At 69.2% G+C, this 13621-nt stretch carries 14 protein-coding genes; 11 read left to right on the top strand and 3 right to left on the bottom strand.

From position 1 onward, the window contains the following. Positions 1–51: 51 nt before the first annotated feature. From QSK05_RS08485 to QSK05_RS08450, 8 genes are read left to right on the top strand one after another with little or no spacing between them, the layout of a single operon-like run. Complete coding sequence (locus tag QSK05_RS08485; RefSeq protein WP_352300707.1) at positions 52–1371, top strand: lysine N(6)-hydroxylase/L-ornithine N(5)-oxygenase family protein; 1320 nt, start codon at positions 52–54, stop codon at positions 1369–1371. Next, positions 1359–2441 carry an NAD(P)/FAD-dependent oxidoreductase gene (locus QSK05_RS08480; RefSeq protein WP_285595722.1) on the top strand — a complete coding sequence of 361 codons (1083 nt, stop codon included), beginning with the start codon at positions 1359–1361 and terminating at the stop codon, positions 2439–2441. Before QSK05_RS08485 ends, QSK05_RS08480 begins: the two co-directional genes overlap by 13 nt. Then, on the top strand, positions 2438–4432 hold the full coding sequence (locus tag QSK05_RS08475; protein WP_285595720.1) for a class I tRNA ligase family protein: 1995 nt from the start codon (positions 2438–2440) through the stop codon (positions 4430–4432). Before QSK05_RS08480 ends, QSK05_RS08475 begins: the two co-directional genes overlap by 4 nt. A gap of 5 nt (positions 4433–4437) precedes the next feature. Further along, positions 4438–5955, top strand: a complete 1518-nt coding sequence (locus QSK05_RS08470; RefSeq protein ID WP_285595717.1) for an AMP-binding protein — start codon at positions 4438–4440, stop codon at positions 5953–5955. Next, positions 5945–6208 (top strand): hypothetical protein, encoded by a 264-nt coding sequence (locus QSK05_RS08465; RefSeq protein ID WP_285595715.1) that lies wholly within the window; start codon positions 5945–5947, stop codon positions 6206–6208. The genes QSK05_RS08470 and QSK05_RS08465 overlap by 11 nt, the downstream gene beginning before the upstream one ends. Before the next feature lie 6 nt (positions 6209–6214). Further along, complete coding sequence (locus tag QSK05_RS08460; RefSeq protein ID WP_285595712.1) at positions 6215–6832, top strand: GNAT family N-acetyltransferase; 618 nt, start codon at positions 6215–6217, stop codon at positions 6830–6832. Beyond that, entirely contained in the window at positions 6829–8007 is a 1179-nt protein-coding gene (locus QSK05_RS08455) for a C45 family autoproteolytic acyltransferase/hydrolase (protein WP_285595710.1), read from the top strand. The genes QSK05_RS08460 and QSK05_RS08455 overlap by 4 nt, the downstream gene beginning before the upstream one ends. Positions 8008–8017: 10 nt before the next feature. Beyond that, on the top strand, positions 8018–8944 hold the full coding sequence (locus tag QSK05_RS08450; RefSeq protein ID WP_285595708.1) for an ATP-grasp domain-containing protein: 927 nt from the start codon (positions 8018–8020) through the stop codon (positions 8942–8944). An 11-nt stretch (positions 8945–8955) separates the two neighbouring features. Here the strand turns inward: QSK05_RS08450 and QSK05_RS08445 are convergent, their stop codons facing one another. Both QSK05_RS08445 and QSK05_RS08440 read right to left on the bottom strand, forming a co-directional pair. Continuing rightward, the gene (locus tag QSK05_RS08445; RefSeq protein WP_285595706.1) at positions 8956–9927 is read right to left on the bottom strand and encodes a DUF1152 domain-containing protein; all 972 of its coding nucleotides are present in this window, start codon (positions 9925–9927) and stop codon (positions 8956–8958) included. A 9-nt stretch (positions 9928–9936) separates the two neighbouring features. Then, entirely contained in the window at positions 9937–10737 is an 801-nt protein-coding gene (locus QSK05_RS08440; RefSeq protein ID WP_285595704.1) for a hypothetical protein, read from the bottom strand. A 232-nt stretch (positions 10738–10969) separates the two neighbouring features. Here QSK05_RS08440 and QSK05_RS08435 point away from each other — a divergent pair, with 232 nt between their 5' ends. The 3 genes from QSK05_RS08435 to QSK05_RS08425 all read left to right on the top strand — a co-directional run bounded on the left by QSK05_RS08435 (position 10970) and on the right by QSK05_RS08425 (position 12767). After that, positions 10970–11416: a hypothetical protein gene (locus tag QSK05_RS08435; RefSeq protein ID WP_285595701.1), complete on the top strand. Its 447-nt coding sequence runs from the start codon at positions 10970–10972 to the stop codon at positions 11414–11416. 174 nt (positions 11417–11590) lie between these two features. After that, entirely contained in the window at positions 11591–11827 is a 237-nt protein-coding gene (locus tag QSK05_RS08430) for a hypothetical protein (protein WP_285595697.1), read from the top strand. A gap of 223 nt (positions 11828–12050) precedes the next feature. After that, positions 12051–12767: a hypothetical protein gene (locus QSK05_RS08425; RefSeq protein WP_285595695.1), complete on the top strand. Its 717-nt coding sequence runs from the start codon at positions 12051–12053 to the stop codon at positions 12765–12767. A gap of 61 nt (positions 12768–12828) precedes the next feature. Here QSK05_RS08425 and QSK05_RS08420 read toward each other — a convergent pair whose 3' ends face one another. Continuing rightward, positions 12829–13593, bottom strand: a complete 765-nt coding sequence (locus QSK05_RS08420) for a PIG-L family deacetylase (RefSeq protein WP_285595694.1) — start codon at positions 13591–13593, stop codon at positions 12829–12831. Positions 13594–13621 lie beyond the last annotated feature (28 nt).

The following is a 13621-nucleotide window of genomic DNA, read 5'->3' as shown; positions in this document are numbered from 1 at the left end:
GGTTACACCCATCCATAGGAAGGACCTGACGTGGGACCTGTACCGAAATCAATGACGGGGCTGGGATCTGACGAGTGCGGCGGCCATTACCGGCTCCTCGGGATCGGCGCCGGACCGGCCAACCTGAGCCTGGCGGCACTGCTGCACGGCGATCGGGAGCAGCCGTCCCTCTTCCTCGATCGCAAGCCGAGCTTCTCCTGGCACGACGACCAGCTCGTCACCGGTGCGACCCTTCAGGTGTCCATCTTCAAGGACCTGGTCAGCCTGACCGACCCGACCAACCGGTTCTCCTTCCTGTCCTACCTGCACGAGCACGGCCGGATGTACCACTTCCTCAACGCCCAGTTCGCCGAGGTGCCGCGGACCGAGTTCCGCAACTACCTGGCCTGGGCGGCCCGGAGCAACGAGAACGTGGGCTTCGGCGAGACGGTCCAGCAGGTCGACTTCGACGGGGTCTTCCGGGTCACCACCGATCGCCGTCAGGTCACCGCCGACAACATTGCCGTCGGCGTCGGGACCGTGCCCTGGGTGCCGGAGTTCGCCGTTCCTCATCTGGGGCCCGACCAGTTCCACGTCAGCCAGTACATGAGCCGGGCGAAGAATCTGGCCGGCCGGCGGGTCGCGGTGGTCGGTGGCGGGCAGTCCGGGGCCGAGGCGTTCCTGGACCTGATCTCGCGGCGTGGTCCTGAGCGCCCGGCCTGGGTGTCCTGGGTCTCCCGGCGCCGCAACTACTTCCCGATCGACGACTCGACCTTCACCAACGACTTCTACATGCCGGGGTACTCCGACTACTTCTACCGGCTGCCCGGGACCAAACGCGCCGAACTCAGCTCGGCCCACCTGCTGACCTCGGACGGGATCTCCGAGTCGACGCTCCGGGCGATCTACCAGGAGCTGTACCGGATCCAGTTCATCGAGCGGGAGGAGAACCGGTTCGGTCTGCTGCCCAACCGCAGCATCCTGTCGGTCGACCGCACCGCGGGAGGAGGTTTCGAGTTGATCGTCCGGCACAACGACGAGCCCGACCAGAGCCAGTTCCTTCCGGTGGACGCGGTGGTGTGGGCCACCGGCTTCCGGTCGGCCCCCAAGGACTTCCTGGCGTCGCTGATGGATCGCGTCGAGACCGAGGACGGCGAGATGCGTGTGGACGAGGACTTCGCTGCGGTCTGGGACGGGCCACCGGACCGGAACATGTTCCTGCAGAACGCTGTACGAGGTCAGCGGGGTCTGCCTGACGTGAACCTGAGCCTGAACGCCTGGCGGGCCCAGCGGGTGACCAATCGTCTGCGGGGGCGTAACACCCCGGACCCGGCGATGTCGTTCATCGACTGGTCGGCCAAGATCGGACGGGGCACCCAGTGGACGCTGTAGACGTCGCGATCGTGGGTGGCGGGGTCATCGGTGCGCTCATCGCCCACGAGGTGGTGGCGGCATCTCCCGGCACCACGGTGGTTGTTCTGGAACAGGGCCTGATCGGTCAGGGAGCCTCCAGCCGATCGGCGGGCGTGCACTTCCCGCGAGGTGCGACCGAGCGGGTCCGGTCGATGGCCGAGTACTCCCAGGGGGTCTGGGAGCGTCTGGCCGCCGAACTCGACCTGCCGATCCGGCAGGTGGACGCGACGGTCGTCACCGGTGGTGACGCCGGCGCCGTGTCGACCACCTACGTCCGGCTCGGTGACGAGATCGCCTGGTCCGGGGCCGCCCGTGACGGGGGCCCCGGGGTCGCGGCCCGGGCCTGGAAGGTGGAGGGCTGCCACTACGCCGATGTCCAGGGGGTCGCCAACCGGCTACTGGCAGGTCTGCGTGATCGGGTGACGGTGCTCGAGGGGGCGGAGGTCGGGGAGATCTGCGACGGCCCGGACGGCCGGATCCGGCTCACCCTCGGCCATGGGAGGCAGGTGCTCGCCCGGCAGGTCGTGCTGGCTCCGGGCCCGTGGATCGCGCACCCGGCCTGGGCCGACCTGCTCGCACCGCTGGAACTGCGCGTGAAGAGGGTGGTCGCGGCCCATCTCGCCCTTCTCCCGTCACCGGACGACCCGCTCACGATCTTCCACGACCACGACGCCTTCCTCCTGCCGCTCCTGGAACGCAACCACTTCCTGTTCAGCTACACGAGCGATCGCTGGGACGTCGATCCCGACGACGTCGGACGCGGCCTGGAGAGCTTCGACCTCGACGACGCCCGGGCCGCCCTGGCCCGGTTCGCTCCCGGCCTGGTGGCGCGGTGCGACTCCGGCCGGGTGTTCTGCGACGCCTACAGCCCGAACCGCGAACCCGTCGTCGCGCAACTGCGACCGGGCCTCGTCTTCGCCGGGGCGGCCAACGGCTCCGGGTACCGCCTGGCCCCCGCCATCGCGGTCGAGACCGTCGCCGCGCTGGATCTCGCCCCGCACCTTGTCCCGCACCGGAACTCCTACCAGCAACCACAGAGGTTGGCATGATCCTCAACCAGTACAGCGAATCCGAGCTGTCGGAAGCGTTCGACATCGACATGTCCTCGGTCGAGGGGCTCGGTTTCGGCGCCGGCTGGGGCCGGGTGGTCCCGGGCGCGGCCTCGCAGAGCCATCAGCACGACGAGACCGAGTTCTTCGTGATCGTCTCCGGCACCGGCGATCTGACCGTCGACGGGCGCACCCGAGAAGTCCGGCCGGGCACCGTGGTCCTGTTCGAGCCGTTCGAGTCGCACACCATCAGCAACAACGGCGGGACCGACCTGATCTTCTTCACCCAGTACTGGCGCGACCCGGCCCGGGCGCAGGACCAGGCCCGGTCGGGCAACAGCACCGGGCGCACCGGGCGTCCGCAGTTCGTCTTCTCCACCCCTCCCACCCCCAATGGCGACCTGCACCTCGGTCATCTCTCCGGTCCCTACCTGGGGGCGGACGTCTACGTCCGGCACCAGCGACTGCAGGGCAACCAGGCCTGGCACCTGACGGGCAGTGACGATTTCCAGAGCTATGTCGGCGCCGTTGCGGAACGCGAGAACACCACTCCCGCCGAGGTGGCCGCCCATTACTCGGCCGAGATCGCCGCGACGCTGAAGGCGATGGACATCGAGGTCGACGAGTTCTACGCCACCAGCGTGAACGAGGGCTACCCCGAGGGCCTCCAGCGCTTCTTCACCCGCCTGGTGGAGTCGGGCCACGTCCGCCCGATGACCACGCCTGCCCTCCAGGACGCCGAGACCGGCGAGTATCTCTACGAGGTCAATGTCGGGGGGACCTGTCCCGGCTGCTCCGGGAGCACGGGCGGCAACATCTGCGAGGAGTGCGGTGAGCCCAACCTGGTGGCGGACCTCGCCGCCCCGGTCTCCCGGCTGAGCCCCTCGGCCCCGAAGCAGACCGAGGTCGAGCGCTACACGCTGCCGTTGCACGAATTCGCCGACGTGGTGGCCGATCATCATCGGCGCGGCCGGGTGCCGGCCCGTCTGCGCGAGCTGGCCCAGCGGGTCTTCGCCCGCGGGCGGCTCGACCTGCCGGTCTCGCACCCGTCCGGCTGGGGCGTGCCACCGGCGCAGGACGACCTGGAGGGTCAGGCGATCTGGGTCTGGCCGGAGATGAGCTACGGGTTCCTGCACGGCATCGAACGTCTCGGCGCCGGCCGGGGGGAGAGCTGGTCACGGGAGACGCCGTCGGCGGACTGGAAGATCGTGCACTTCTTCGGTTACGACAACAGCTTCTACCACTCGATCCTCTACCCCGTTCTCTACCGGCTGGCCTTCCCCGGGTGGGACCCCGACATCGATTACCACGTCAACGAGTTCTATCTGCTCGAAGGGCAGAAGTTCTCGACCAGCCGACGGCATGCGATCTGGGGCAAGGACATCCTCACCCCGGAGTCCGTCGACGCCGTCCGCTACTACCTCTGCCGCACTCGCCCCGAGGGTGAGCGCACCGACTTCCGTCGCGCCGAGTTCGACCGGGCCTGCTCGCAGACCCTCGTCGGTCAGTGGGAGGACTGGCTCGGCGGGCTGGGCGAGCGCATCGACCGGGACTTCGGCGGTGTGGTTCCCGACGCCGGCACCTGGACCGGGGAGCACACCGCGTTCCTGGCCCGGCTGTCGTTGCGGCTCGACGAGGTCACCGCGGCGCTCGACCCCGGGGGCTTCTCGGTGCGCGACGCGGCGGCCGTCCTGGACGGCATCGTCACCGATGTCCGGGCCTTCTCGCGCCGACAGGCGGCCCTGGCCGGGATCGACCGGTGGAGTTCCGAGGCCCGCACGGCGGTCGCTCTCGAACTGGCGGCAGCCCGGTTGCTCGCCACCGCGGCGGCCCCGATGATGCCCCGGTTCTCGGCGAGACTCGCTGCTTCCCTAGGGCTTCCGGCGGTCAGCGAATGGCCCGACGAGGTGCGTCTGGTCGGCCCCGGAAACCGTTGCACCCTGGCGGGAACCCGCTTCTTCAGCGTCGGCGAACCGGCCCGGGACAGGTAGCGGCCGTGGACACCTCCGTCATCAATCACGTCATCTCGACCCGGCCGGCACCCGGGGCGGGCATCACGGTCATCGGGCTCGGTCATCGAACATCATGGTCGGCGGCCGATTTTTACGACCAGGCCCGGGCCGTGGCCGGTGCCCTGCGACGCCGGGGCGCCGGCCCGGGCAGCCGCATCGGGATTCTGTCGGCGAACCGGATGGAATGGGTGCTGCTCGACCTCGCCGCTCTCATGATCAAGGCACAGACGGCCGGCTTCGAACCGGGCAAGTTCACCCCGGACGCCGATCTGGTCGAGCGTTACGACCTCGACCTGCTGTTCACCGACGTTCCCCTGCCCGACGACGCCCCACCGCAGGCGGTACCGATCTCGATCGTCGCCGACCATGCGGGGGAGGTGCCCGCGGACCTCGACCCGGTGCAGTGGGCGACCACAGACTGCACGACGGTGAAGTTCACGTCCGGTTCCACCGGCGTGCCCAAAGGACTGGAAGCGACCGCCGGCAGCATCGACTCGTCGCTGCACGCCGTCCAGGGGCTCTTCGGGCACGGCCCGGGCGACGACATCCTCACCTTTCTGCCGCTCTCGATCCTCCAGCAGCGCTATTGGCTCTACTCGGCCCTGTACTGGGGGCACGACCTCACGATCACGACCTACCAGTCGGTGCTGGCGGTGATGTCGACCGTGCGGCCCACGGTCGTGATGGGGGTGCCCGCCTTCTTCGACGCGGTCCGGCGGCACATCGAGAACAGTGTCGCCGACGGCGCCGAACCCGCCGAAGCCGTCGCGGAGGTCTTCGGCGACCGGATCCGGTACCTGTGGACGGGTTCGGCCCCGGCCGACCGGGCCATGCTCGATTTCTACGGCCGGGCCGGGCTGGAGATCTACGAGGGCTACGGACTCAACGAGACCTGCATCGTCACGAAGAACTATCCCGGCGCCACGCGTGAAGGGAGTGTGGGGCGGGCTCTGCCCGGCAAGGAGATCATCATCGATGACGACGGGGTGGTCCACGTGCGCAGCGACTTCCCGGTCAACACCCGCTACACCTTCGCGGCGCCCGGTAGCAGCGAGAACATCTTCGGGCCAGGAGGTCTGGTGCGCACCGGCGATCTGGGCCGGCTCGACGACGACGGGTTCCTGTACATCCTCGGCCGCGCCGACGACGTCCTGGTCCTCGGCAACGGCAAGAAGATCATCGTCCGGCCGGTCGAGACCCGCTTCCGGGACACCGGTGCGGTGAGCGACTGCGTCCTGTACCACCCGAGCTCGGCCGGGCTGGTCGCCGTCGTTTCCCCGCTTCCCGGCCCGGTCGACACCGGCGCGGTCAGCGTGGCCCTGGCCGACGTCAACGCCGTGTCCGAGCCGGACGAGCGGATCGTGCGGGTGATCGTCGCCGACGAACCGTTCACGGTCGAGAACGGTCTCCTGACATCACAGTTCAAGCCCGTGCGCCACCGCATCGCCCACCGCTACAGCAACCGTATCGACGACCCGAAAGCAGGTATCCGTGCCTACTGACCTCGACACCCTGGCCCGCGTGAAGCTCTCCCAGGTGCTGCGTGACCACCCGGACCCCGCGACCCTCGACCCGAGCGAGGACCTCGTCGAGGTCTACGGGGTCTCGTCGCTCAACAAGGTGCTCTTCCTGACCTCCCTGTGCAAGGCGGCGTCGGTCGGTCTCCACAACTTCACCGAGGACGATCTGGCCCGCATGCGCACCCTCGACGGCGTCGTGAACGCGCTGCGCCCCCACGCCGTCCCGGAAGGGTGAGGATCCGTGAGCCGCGCACCCTGGAGCCACAGTGCCTCCACCGTTCTGCGGAACGAGCACGTCGAACTGCACCCGGTGGCGGAGACCGACCGTGAACCCCTGCGGAGGATCGCGTTCGATCCGCAGATCTGGACCTACTTCGTCTCCCGCGTCGAGAACGACCACGACTTCGACGCCTTCTTCGACGCCCTGCTCGCCGACCACGCGAGCGGGAGACGGGTCGTCCGCATCGTCGTGGACCGGGGCACCGGGCAGGTCGCCGGGAGCTCCAGCTACGGCAATCTCGCCGAGGCCGACGGGCGTCTGGAGATCGGCTGGTCGTGGCTCGGCGCCGACTTCCGGGGGAAGGGCATCAACCGGTGGGTCAAGTACCTGCTGCTGAGCCACGCGTTCGAGGTCCTGGGCGCGGAACGGGTCGAGTTCAAGACGGACGTCCTCAATGACCGGGCCCGGGCGGGGCTCAGCAAGATCGGGGCCACCCAGGAGGGGGTGCTGCGCAGTTTCAACCCGATGCCCGGTGGTCGCCGGCGGGACGCCATCTTCTACTCGGTGCTCCGCAGCGAGTGGCCCTCGGTCGAGGACCAGCTGCGCCGATTCGGCCGGGCCACCGGATCCGGGACATGAACAGCGTTCCGCTGCTGGAGCTGTCCGGCTCGCCCCGGTCCCGTGGGGTCACCCACGGCCGGGCGCTGGCCGGACGGCTGCGGGGCTTCCTGGACGACTCGCTCGCCCGTCTCGGCCACCTCAGCGACCGGCCGATGGACCTGGACTCGCTCCGGCCCGGTATCGCCGCCCACCGGGAGGTCGTGGCCGCCGTGCTGCCCGGGCTCGCCGACGAGGTGGACGGGCTGGCCGTCGGCGCCGGGATCGAGCGGGACGAGGCCTGGCTGCTGCAACTGCGGCGCGAGCTCCTGGGCTACAGCCGGGTCACGGCGGGCGACTGCAGCACCTACGCCTCGGTCCGGAACCGGCCGGTACTGGCGCAGACCGTCGACCTGAACGGGAATCTCGACGACCAGATCGCCCTGCTGGCGGTCTCCGGGCCAGGCCGGCGCAGTCTCGTCCTCAGTTTCGCGGGGCTCCTGGGGTACCTCGGGCTGAACGATGCCGGGATCGCCGTCGGCATCAACCTCGTCCTCGGGGGTGACTGGACCCCGGGCGTGCCGCCCTACCTGGCGATCCGGCACGTGCTGGACAGCGCGGGCACGGTCGACGAGGCGGTGGCGATGCTCACCGCGCTACCGCTGGCCAGCTCCCGGTCATTCATGGTCTGCGGCCGGGAACGGGTGGTGTGCGTCGAGGCCCTGGGCACCCAGAGACGTCTGATCGAGGGCGACGAGCTGGCCCACACGAACCACTTCCTGCACCCGGACCTCCTCGCGCGGGACGAGATCAACATCTTCGCCAAGAACTCGTCCCGGCGGCGTCTGGAGGCGGTCCGGGCAGCACTGGTGCTGGACCCGGACGACACGGACGGCCACCACCGGCTGCTGTCGGTACCGCCGGTGCTGGTGGCGGACAACGGTGACATCCGGCGCGAACGCACGGTCGCGGCCGTGATGATGCGCCCCGACCGGGGGGAACTACGGCTCTGGCCCGGAGATCCGTCGACGGCCGGGGAACTGGTCTACTCGTTACGGCCCGGTGACCGACCCGTACTCGTCCACGGCGGCAGGGGAAGCGAAGGGGAACAAGGTGGGAAGAGGGCGGTCCATAGTCGAGGGCATGGACGCACAATTCCCAGGAGTCTCGCAGCTCAGGGTGCTTTTGGTGATGCCGAGTCACCAACTCGTCCGTAGGGGAGCCGAGATGGGGTTCCGCATCTGGTCGGTGTGGGACCCTTCTCAGCTCGAGGCCGACTTCGCCCCACGGATCGAGAGTTGTTCACAGGAGCTGTTGCTCACCGACTTCACCGACGAGGCCGGCCTGCGCGAGGTGATCGTGTCCACCGTGGAGCGTGCGGGCATCGACGTGGTGATGCACTGCGGATACGGCAGCAGCGTCCGGCCGGTGGTCGAGGAGGCCTGGCGGCTGGGCCGGTCCCCGAACCCGCCGGAGGTCTACGAACGCCTCGCGGCCCGGTCGGGAACGGTCCGGGTGCCGCCGGAGGCCCCCCGGGTGAGCGTCCAGGCGGTGACCGTGAACGGGACCCATCACGTCGTGGGGATGACGGCCCACCGGACCACCGGCCCGCCGCACTTCCGTCTGACCGGCTACCTGCAGCCCGCTCCGTTGACCGACCACGAACAGAAGACCATCGGCGAGGTGGTCGCGGACGAACTGATGACGAGCGGATACCGTTCCGGCCCGTCCGTCACCGAGGTGGTCCTGCTGCCCGAAGGGCCGCAGATCGTGTCGGTCCGGCCTCACCTGGGCGTCGACCGCATTCCCCTGCTCATCGAGGGGTCCTGTGGATTCGACCTGGAGGAGGCAGTTTTCAGCGGTCTTCAGGGCGGCCACCCCCTGGTCCCGGACGCCTCCCGGTACGCGGAGCTCGGATTCTTCCTCCTACCGGAAGGGCTCCTGGAGACCTACACCGGCATGGAGGACATCGCGGTGACGCCGTGGGTACGAGGAGTCCGTTTCCCCTACCAGGTCGGCGACCGGATCGCTCCGGCCGATGACGTGCGGGCCCGGCGGGCCTATGTGGCCGTCGTGGGTGACACTCCGGAGATCACCCAGGAACGCATCGCCCGGGCCCGGCAGGACCTGGTCGCCGGCATCAGGCCGGTCTGAGCGCACGAACCTCAGTGCGGGAACGCCCGGGGCACGCGCGGGGTGATCTCGTCCCGGAAGCCCCGGATGCGGGTGGCCACCTGGCGCATCAGGACGGTGTCGGCGATCCGGTCCCGGTACAGGCAGCGGGCGGCCAGCGCGTCGAGGCCGACGGTGAAGTAGATCGCCATCAGCGGGTTGACGAACAGGGTGCTGTCGCTGGTGCGCTCGGTGAACCGGATGTCTCCGAAGTCGCCGCGGGTGGCCGCCGCGATCTGGCCGTTCACGATGCTGGGCCGGATCGGGGTCGCGGCCTGGGCGTCGTCGACGGCGTCGCGGTAGAGCACGGCCTCCCGGCTGCTCCCGGGAACGCTCAGGGCGCCGAGGTAGGCACCCTCGCGGTCGAGCGCGGCGAGGTTCTCCAGCACCTGGGTGTGCACGACGCCGTGGTGGGCATCGATGCCGAAACCCAGGCAGCTCACCAGCTTGACGGGCACCTCCAGGCCGGCGACCGCCAGCAGGCTGGTGATGTCTTCCACCGGGGTGCCCAGTTCCGTCTCGTCACCGCGCATCAGGATGTCGGTGCCCCCGTCGACCAGAACGATCGCGTCGATCCCGAGGGTGTCGACCAGGTGCCGGTAGGCCTCGCGCAGCTGCTGGACACCCACCTTGGCGAAGGCGTACACGGTCGAGGGGAGTCCCTGACCGGCCAGCCACCGGGCGAGGGTCCGCTCCGGGAAGTAGTCCGCCGGCCCCCCACTGCCGGAGCCGACCCGGGCCAGGTCGGGTGTCTGCCACGCACCCGGTTCCAGCGTCTCCAGCTCGGCGAACGAGAGGCTCGCCAGATGCACCGTGACGCCGCGGTTCCACAGCGAGACGGCCAGCGGCAGGGCGGCATAGACGTCGAAGCCCCCACCGGCCCCCGCGAGCAGCACGTTCCGGGCCCCGTCCAGCGCTGCGAACAGCGGTGGGACCTCCAGGGAGAAGGACCGGGAATCGATCATGGAACCAGGTTAGGGCCGGCCTCGGCGCCCCCGGCGACGACGCCGCAACAGCTCCCGGGCACAGCCGGCCGCCCCTGCCCCGCTGAAGAGGGCGAAGAGGAGGGTGGAGAGATCGTCCATCGCGAGTCCCACCAGGACGGCGCACAGGACGAGCAGCGCCACGAGTGCGGTCCAGAGCAGCCCGGGGGTGGCGCGGGCCATCACGGAGTTCACCCGCACCGAGACCGGTCCACTGACAGCTGCGCGCTCGCGCCAACGCCGGGGCACGCGCATCCGCTGCACGAACGCGTGCGACGGCGGTACGGCGCCGACCAGGAACACGGTGCCCACCGCGAGAGCGGAGACATGTTTCTCGGTCGCACCGATCACCAGACCCATCAGCCCGATCGCCCCGGCCGCCAGGGCCAGCACGATCAGCACCACGCCGGGGCTCGCGGCCAGCCCCGGCAGGCGGTAGACCTCCGGCTGCGGTTCGTCGTCGGCCATCATCGGCACCAGTACGTCGGTGGGCACCCGTTCCGTGATGGACCGCAGGGCCCGGTCGCCGTGGTGCCAGTCCGCGGCCCGCACGAGCAGGCTGGCCCCCTCACCCAGCACCAGCTCGGCCCGGTCCGGCCAGACCATGACCGCCTCGCAGTCCGACCAGACGAAGTTCTGCCGCATCCCGAGACCCATCTCCAGCGTCAGGCCGGACGAGTCGACCAGCAGACGCAGGTCCCGAGGACGGTGTGCCTCCGGCGCGAACACCACCGGACCAGGCCCGACAGGCCCGACCTGGGGCTGCGACTCGCTCTCGTTCCGGTGGGGCACGTCCAGAACCTCGGTGTGTGGGTGGCGCGACTTAATGCGTGGGTAGGAAAGCGACTCCTGTTCGGGCACGAAAGCACCGTGGATCCGTCAGTTTGGTGACGATTACGCGGTGCAAACGGGACACGACCGGGTAAATGCGCCGTCATCGGTCCAGAACTCCTGGCACAGTGGGTCGCACAGTCCATTGACAGGATTGCCCGGAAGACACGACCCGGATCGGAGAACCGGTTCCATGCCCAGTAACGTCCCGCTCACCTTGGGGGGCAGGCTGGTCGCCCTCGGCGGCACCCTCTTCCTGCTGGACACCTTCCTGCCCTGGCACCGCAAATGCTTCGGGCTCTTCGGAACTGAGGTGTGCGACTCCGAGTCGGCCTGGGGTACACCGTTCTCGGCCCTCGCGGCCCTGCTCGTGCTCGCCCTCGTCGCCGAGGTCGTCGCCGTGCAGGTGGTCCGGGTGCGCCTACCCGACCTCGGCGGGGCCGGCTGGGGCACGGTGCGCCTGGGGGTGGCCGGTACGGCCACTGCCCTGGTGCTGCTGCAGTTGCTGGTGGGGGCGGACCGGCTGGGGCCCAGTTACGGCATCTCCGCCGGTCTGGTACTCGTGGCGGTTCTGGCCGTCGGTACCTACCTGCGCCGGGCTGAATCGGCGCCCGTTCTCCAGTCGGCTCACGCTGCGTGATTTCTGCTCCACAGCGGAAGTTTTCGGTGGGTGTTCGCCCGTTCGGGCGGCCCGATCGGGCCGGGTGCAGGCCGTATCACCGCTCTCGCTGGTAGCTTGAATCGCACATGTCACACCGTAGTGTGATGCGTACCGGGTGGAGGGGCCTGTCCGGTTCCTGGGGAGGGGTGTTCCATGGGGGGTTCTGTTACCGAGGGCGAGCAGCCGCGGTTCGTCGGTGTCGTCGGGGTGATCGCGGGCGTGGTCGCCTTCTGGGCGATCATCGGCGTGCTGTCGCTCATCGATCTGACGCAGCCGGTCTCCGTCGTCGTGATCGGGGCCGCGGTCGTCGTCGCCGCCGGCGTGGGGGTCTGGGCCGCGCGCCGGTTCCGCGCTGCGCGCTCGCAGGGGTTGTCCGCCTCGCGGCGCTGACTGGCGCCGGTTTTTGCCCATGGTGGACGCGGCTGTCCTCCCGTGCTTTTCGGGTGACATTCAAAAGTCGCGGGGCATGCAACGGGATGAGCCCGGTCCGCGTCTGGTTCCTGGAAGTACGCGACATCCGGGAGGAAACCCTCTCTTGTCGCGCCGACTTCGCTGGCACAGTGTGCCCGCAGCTTTATTTCAGGAACATGTGGATCAGAAGGAGCTCTCGCTCATGCCCAGCAATCCGTCACTCACCCTCGGTGGGAAGATCGTCGCCGCCGCCGGTGCGCTCTTTCTGATCACCTCGTTCCTTCCGTACTTCCGCTTCTGTTCAACGGTTCTCGGGAATTCGACGTGTGCGAACGCGGATGCCTGGGACTTCGCGCTGACCAAGACCGCCAGTCTGCTGGTGATCCTGTTGCTGGCCGAGGTCGTGCTCGTCCAGGTGGCCAAGGTGAAGCTGCCCCAGGAGGTCACCGGGTTCCTGGGTCTGGGGCGCCTGGCCCTGGCCGGGCTGGCGGCTCTGCTCGTGCTGGCGAAACTGGTTGTCGGACAGTCTGTCCCCGAGATCGAGATGCCTGACTTCTCGGGCTTCGGCATCGACACCAGCGACATCGACTACGACATGGGCTTCAGCCGGAGCATCGGTCTCTTCCTCGGCCTGCTGTTCGCCATCGCCCTGGTTGTCGGCAATGTCCTGCGGCTGAACGAGACGCCCGCGACGCAGCCGCAGGTCCCGTCCGGTCCCCCGTCGGGCCAGTGGCAGCAGAACCAGCAGTTCGGTCAGCCGGGTCAGCCGGGTCAGCAGTTCGGTCAGGCGGGTCAGCCGCAGTGGGGTCACCCCGCTCAGCCGGACCAGAACCAGTATCCCCAGGACGAGCCGACCCGGTACGTGCAGCCCGGCCCGGACGGTCAGTTCCCGCAGCAGCCGGGTAACAACGGTTACTGATCCGGACAGCAGAATGCCCGGGCACCGGCAGGTGACCCGGGCCTTCTGCGTGCCGGAACGGTCAGCCCGCGGTCGGCATGAACACGTACTCGTCGAGTGCGGGCACCCGCCGGCCGAGGATGGCCCGGGTGTGGGTGGTGAAACGCTCGAGCAGCTGGGCCTTGGCGTGCAGATCGACGTCGAATTTCACCAGCTCGGTGCCTTTCGGCGCGGGCACGTCGCCCTCGAGCTTCTGGGCGTCGGGCTGCTCGGCGTAGAAGCCCACGGTGCGGTGCTTGGCCATGCGCAGGCCGAGCTCGTGCACGAGCACCCGGTCGACGTGGTTGCTCAGGCCGATCGGGGCCAGGATCACGTCGTCCTCACCGGTGGTGAAGAGCAGGCGCTGTTCCAGGTCGGAGAGGAGCTTCTCGTCGAGCGGCGAGACCTTGCCCTGCGCGATGTGCCAGCGGTAGGTCGGGTAGATGACGCTGAGCTCCGGCACCAGGTCGTTCGCGATCTTCGGCAGCCGGTTGTCGGGGCGCCGGCGGAACAGGGCGTCGGCGAACCCGAAGTGCACCCCCGTGACACCGATGGAACGCAGGGCGATCAGGTCTTCGGTGCGGCGCTGGTTGTAGAGGGCGGGTGCCTTCCGGGCGTTGCGCTTCTCCAGGTAGGCGCGGGCCGTGCGGGTCGGATTGCCCTGGCTGTGGGTGAACACGGTCATCACCGTGACCGGTGTCGACGCGGACAGCTGAGACATCAGATAGCCGCAGGAGAGCGCCGCATCGCCCAGGTGGGAGCTGAGAACGATGCAGGGACGGTCTGAGAGGGACTCCGGTGCGGCCACAGGGGGCATCCTTTCGCGTGTACGGGCG

It is taken from the genome of Kineosporia sp. NBRC 101731, assembly GCF_030269305.1.
Lineage (GTDB): Bacteria > Actinomycetota > Actinomycetes > Actinomycetales > Kineosporiaceae > Kineosporia.
Note: the sequence above shows the minus strand (reverse complement) of the source record. Positions and strands in the feature narration are given on the sequence as shown.

Bases quoted from the DNA above. Each gene is read 5' to 3' on its own strand.
- QSK05_RS08485 (WP_352300707.1), top strand. From the start codon at position 52: ATGACGGGGCTGGGATCTGACGAGTGCGGCGGCCATTACCGGCTCCTC.
- QSK05_RS08475 (WP_285595720.1), top strand. From the start codon at position 2,438: ATGATCCTCAACCAGTACAGCGAATCCGAGCTGTCGGAAGCGTTCGAC.
- QSK05_RS08455 (WP_285595710.1), top strand. From the start codon at position 6,829: ATGAACAGCGTTCCGCTGCTGGAGCTGTCCGGCTCGCCCCGGTCCCGT.
- QSK05_RS08450 (WP_285595708.1), top strand. From the start codon at position 8,018: ATGGGGTTCCGCATCTGGTCGGTGTGGGACCCTTCTCAGCTCGAGGCC.
- QSK05_RS08445 (WP_285595706.1), bottom strand. From the start codon at position 9,927: ATGATCGATTCCCGGTCCTTCTCCCTGGAGGTCCCACCGCTGTTCGCA.
- QSK05_RS08435 (WP_285595701.1), top strand. From the start codon at position 10,970: ATGCCCAGTAACGTCCCGCTCACCTTGGGGGGCAGGCTGGTCGCCCTC.
- QSK05_RS08430 (WP_285595697.1), top strand. From the start codon at position 11,591: ATGGGGGGTTCTGTTACCGAGGGCGAGCAGCCGCGGTTCGTCGGTGTC.
- QSK05_RS08425 (WP_285595695.1), top strand. From the start codon at position 12,051: ATGCCCAGCAATCCGTCACTCACCCTCGGTGGGAAGATCGTCGCCGCC.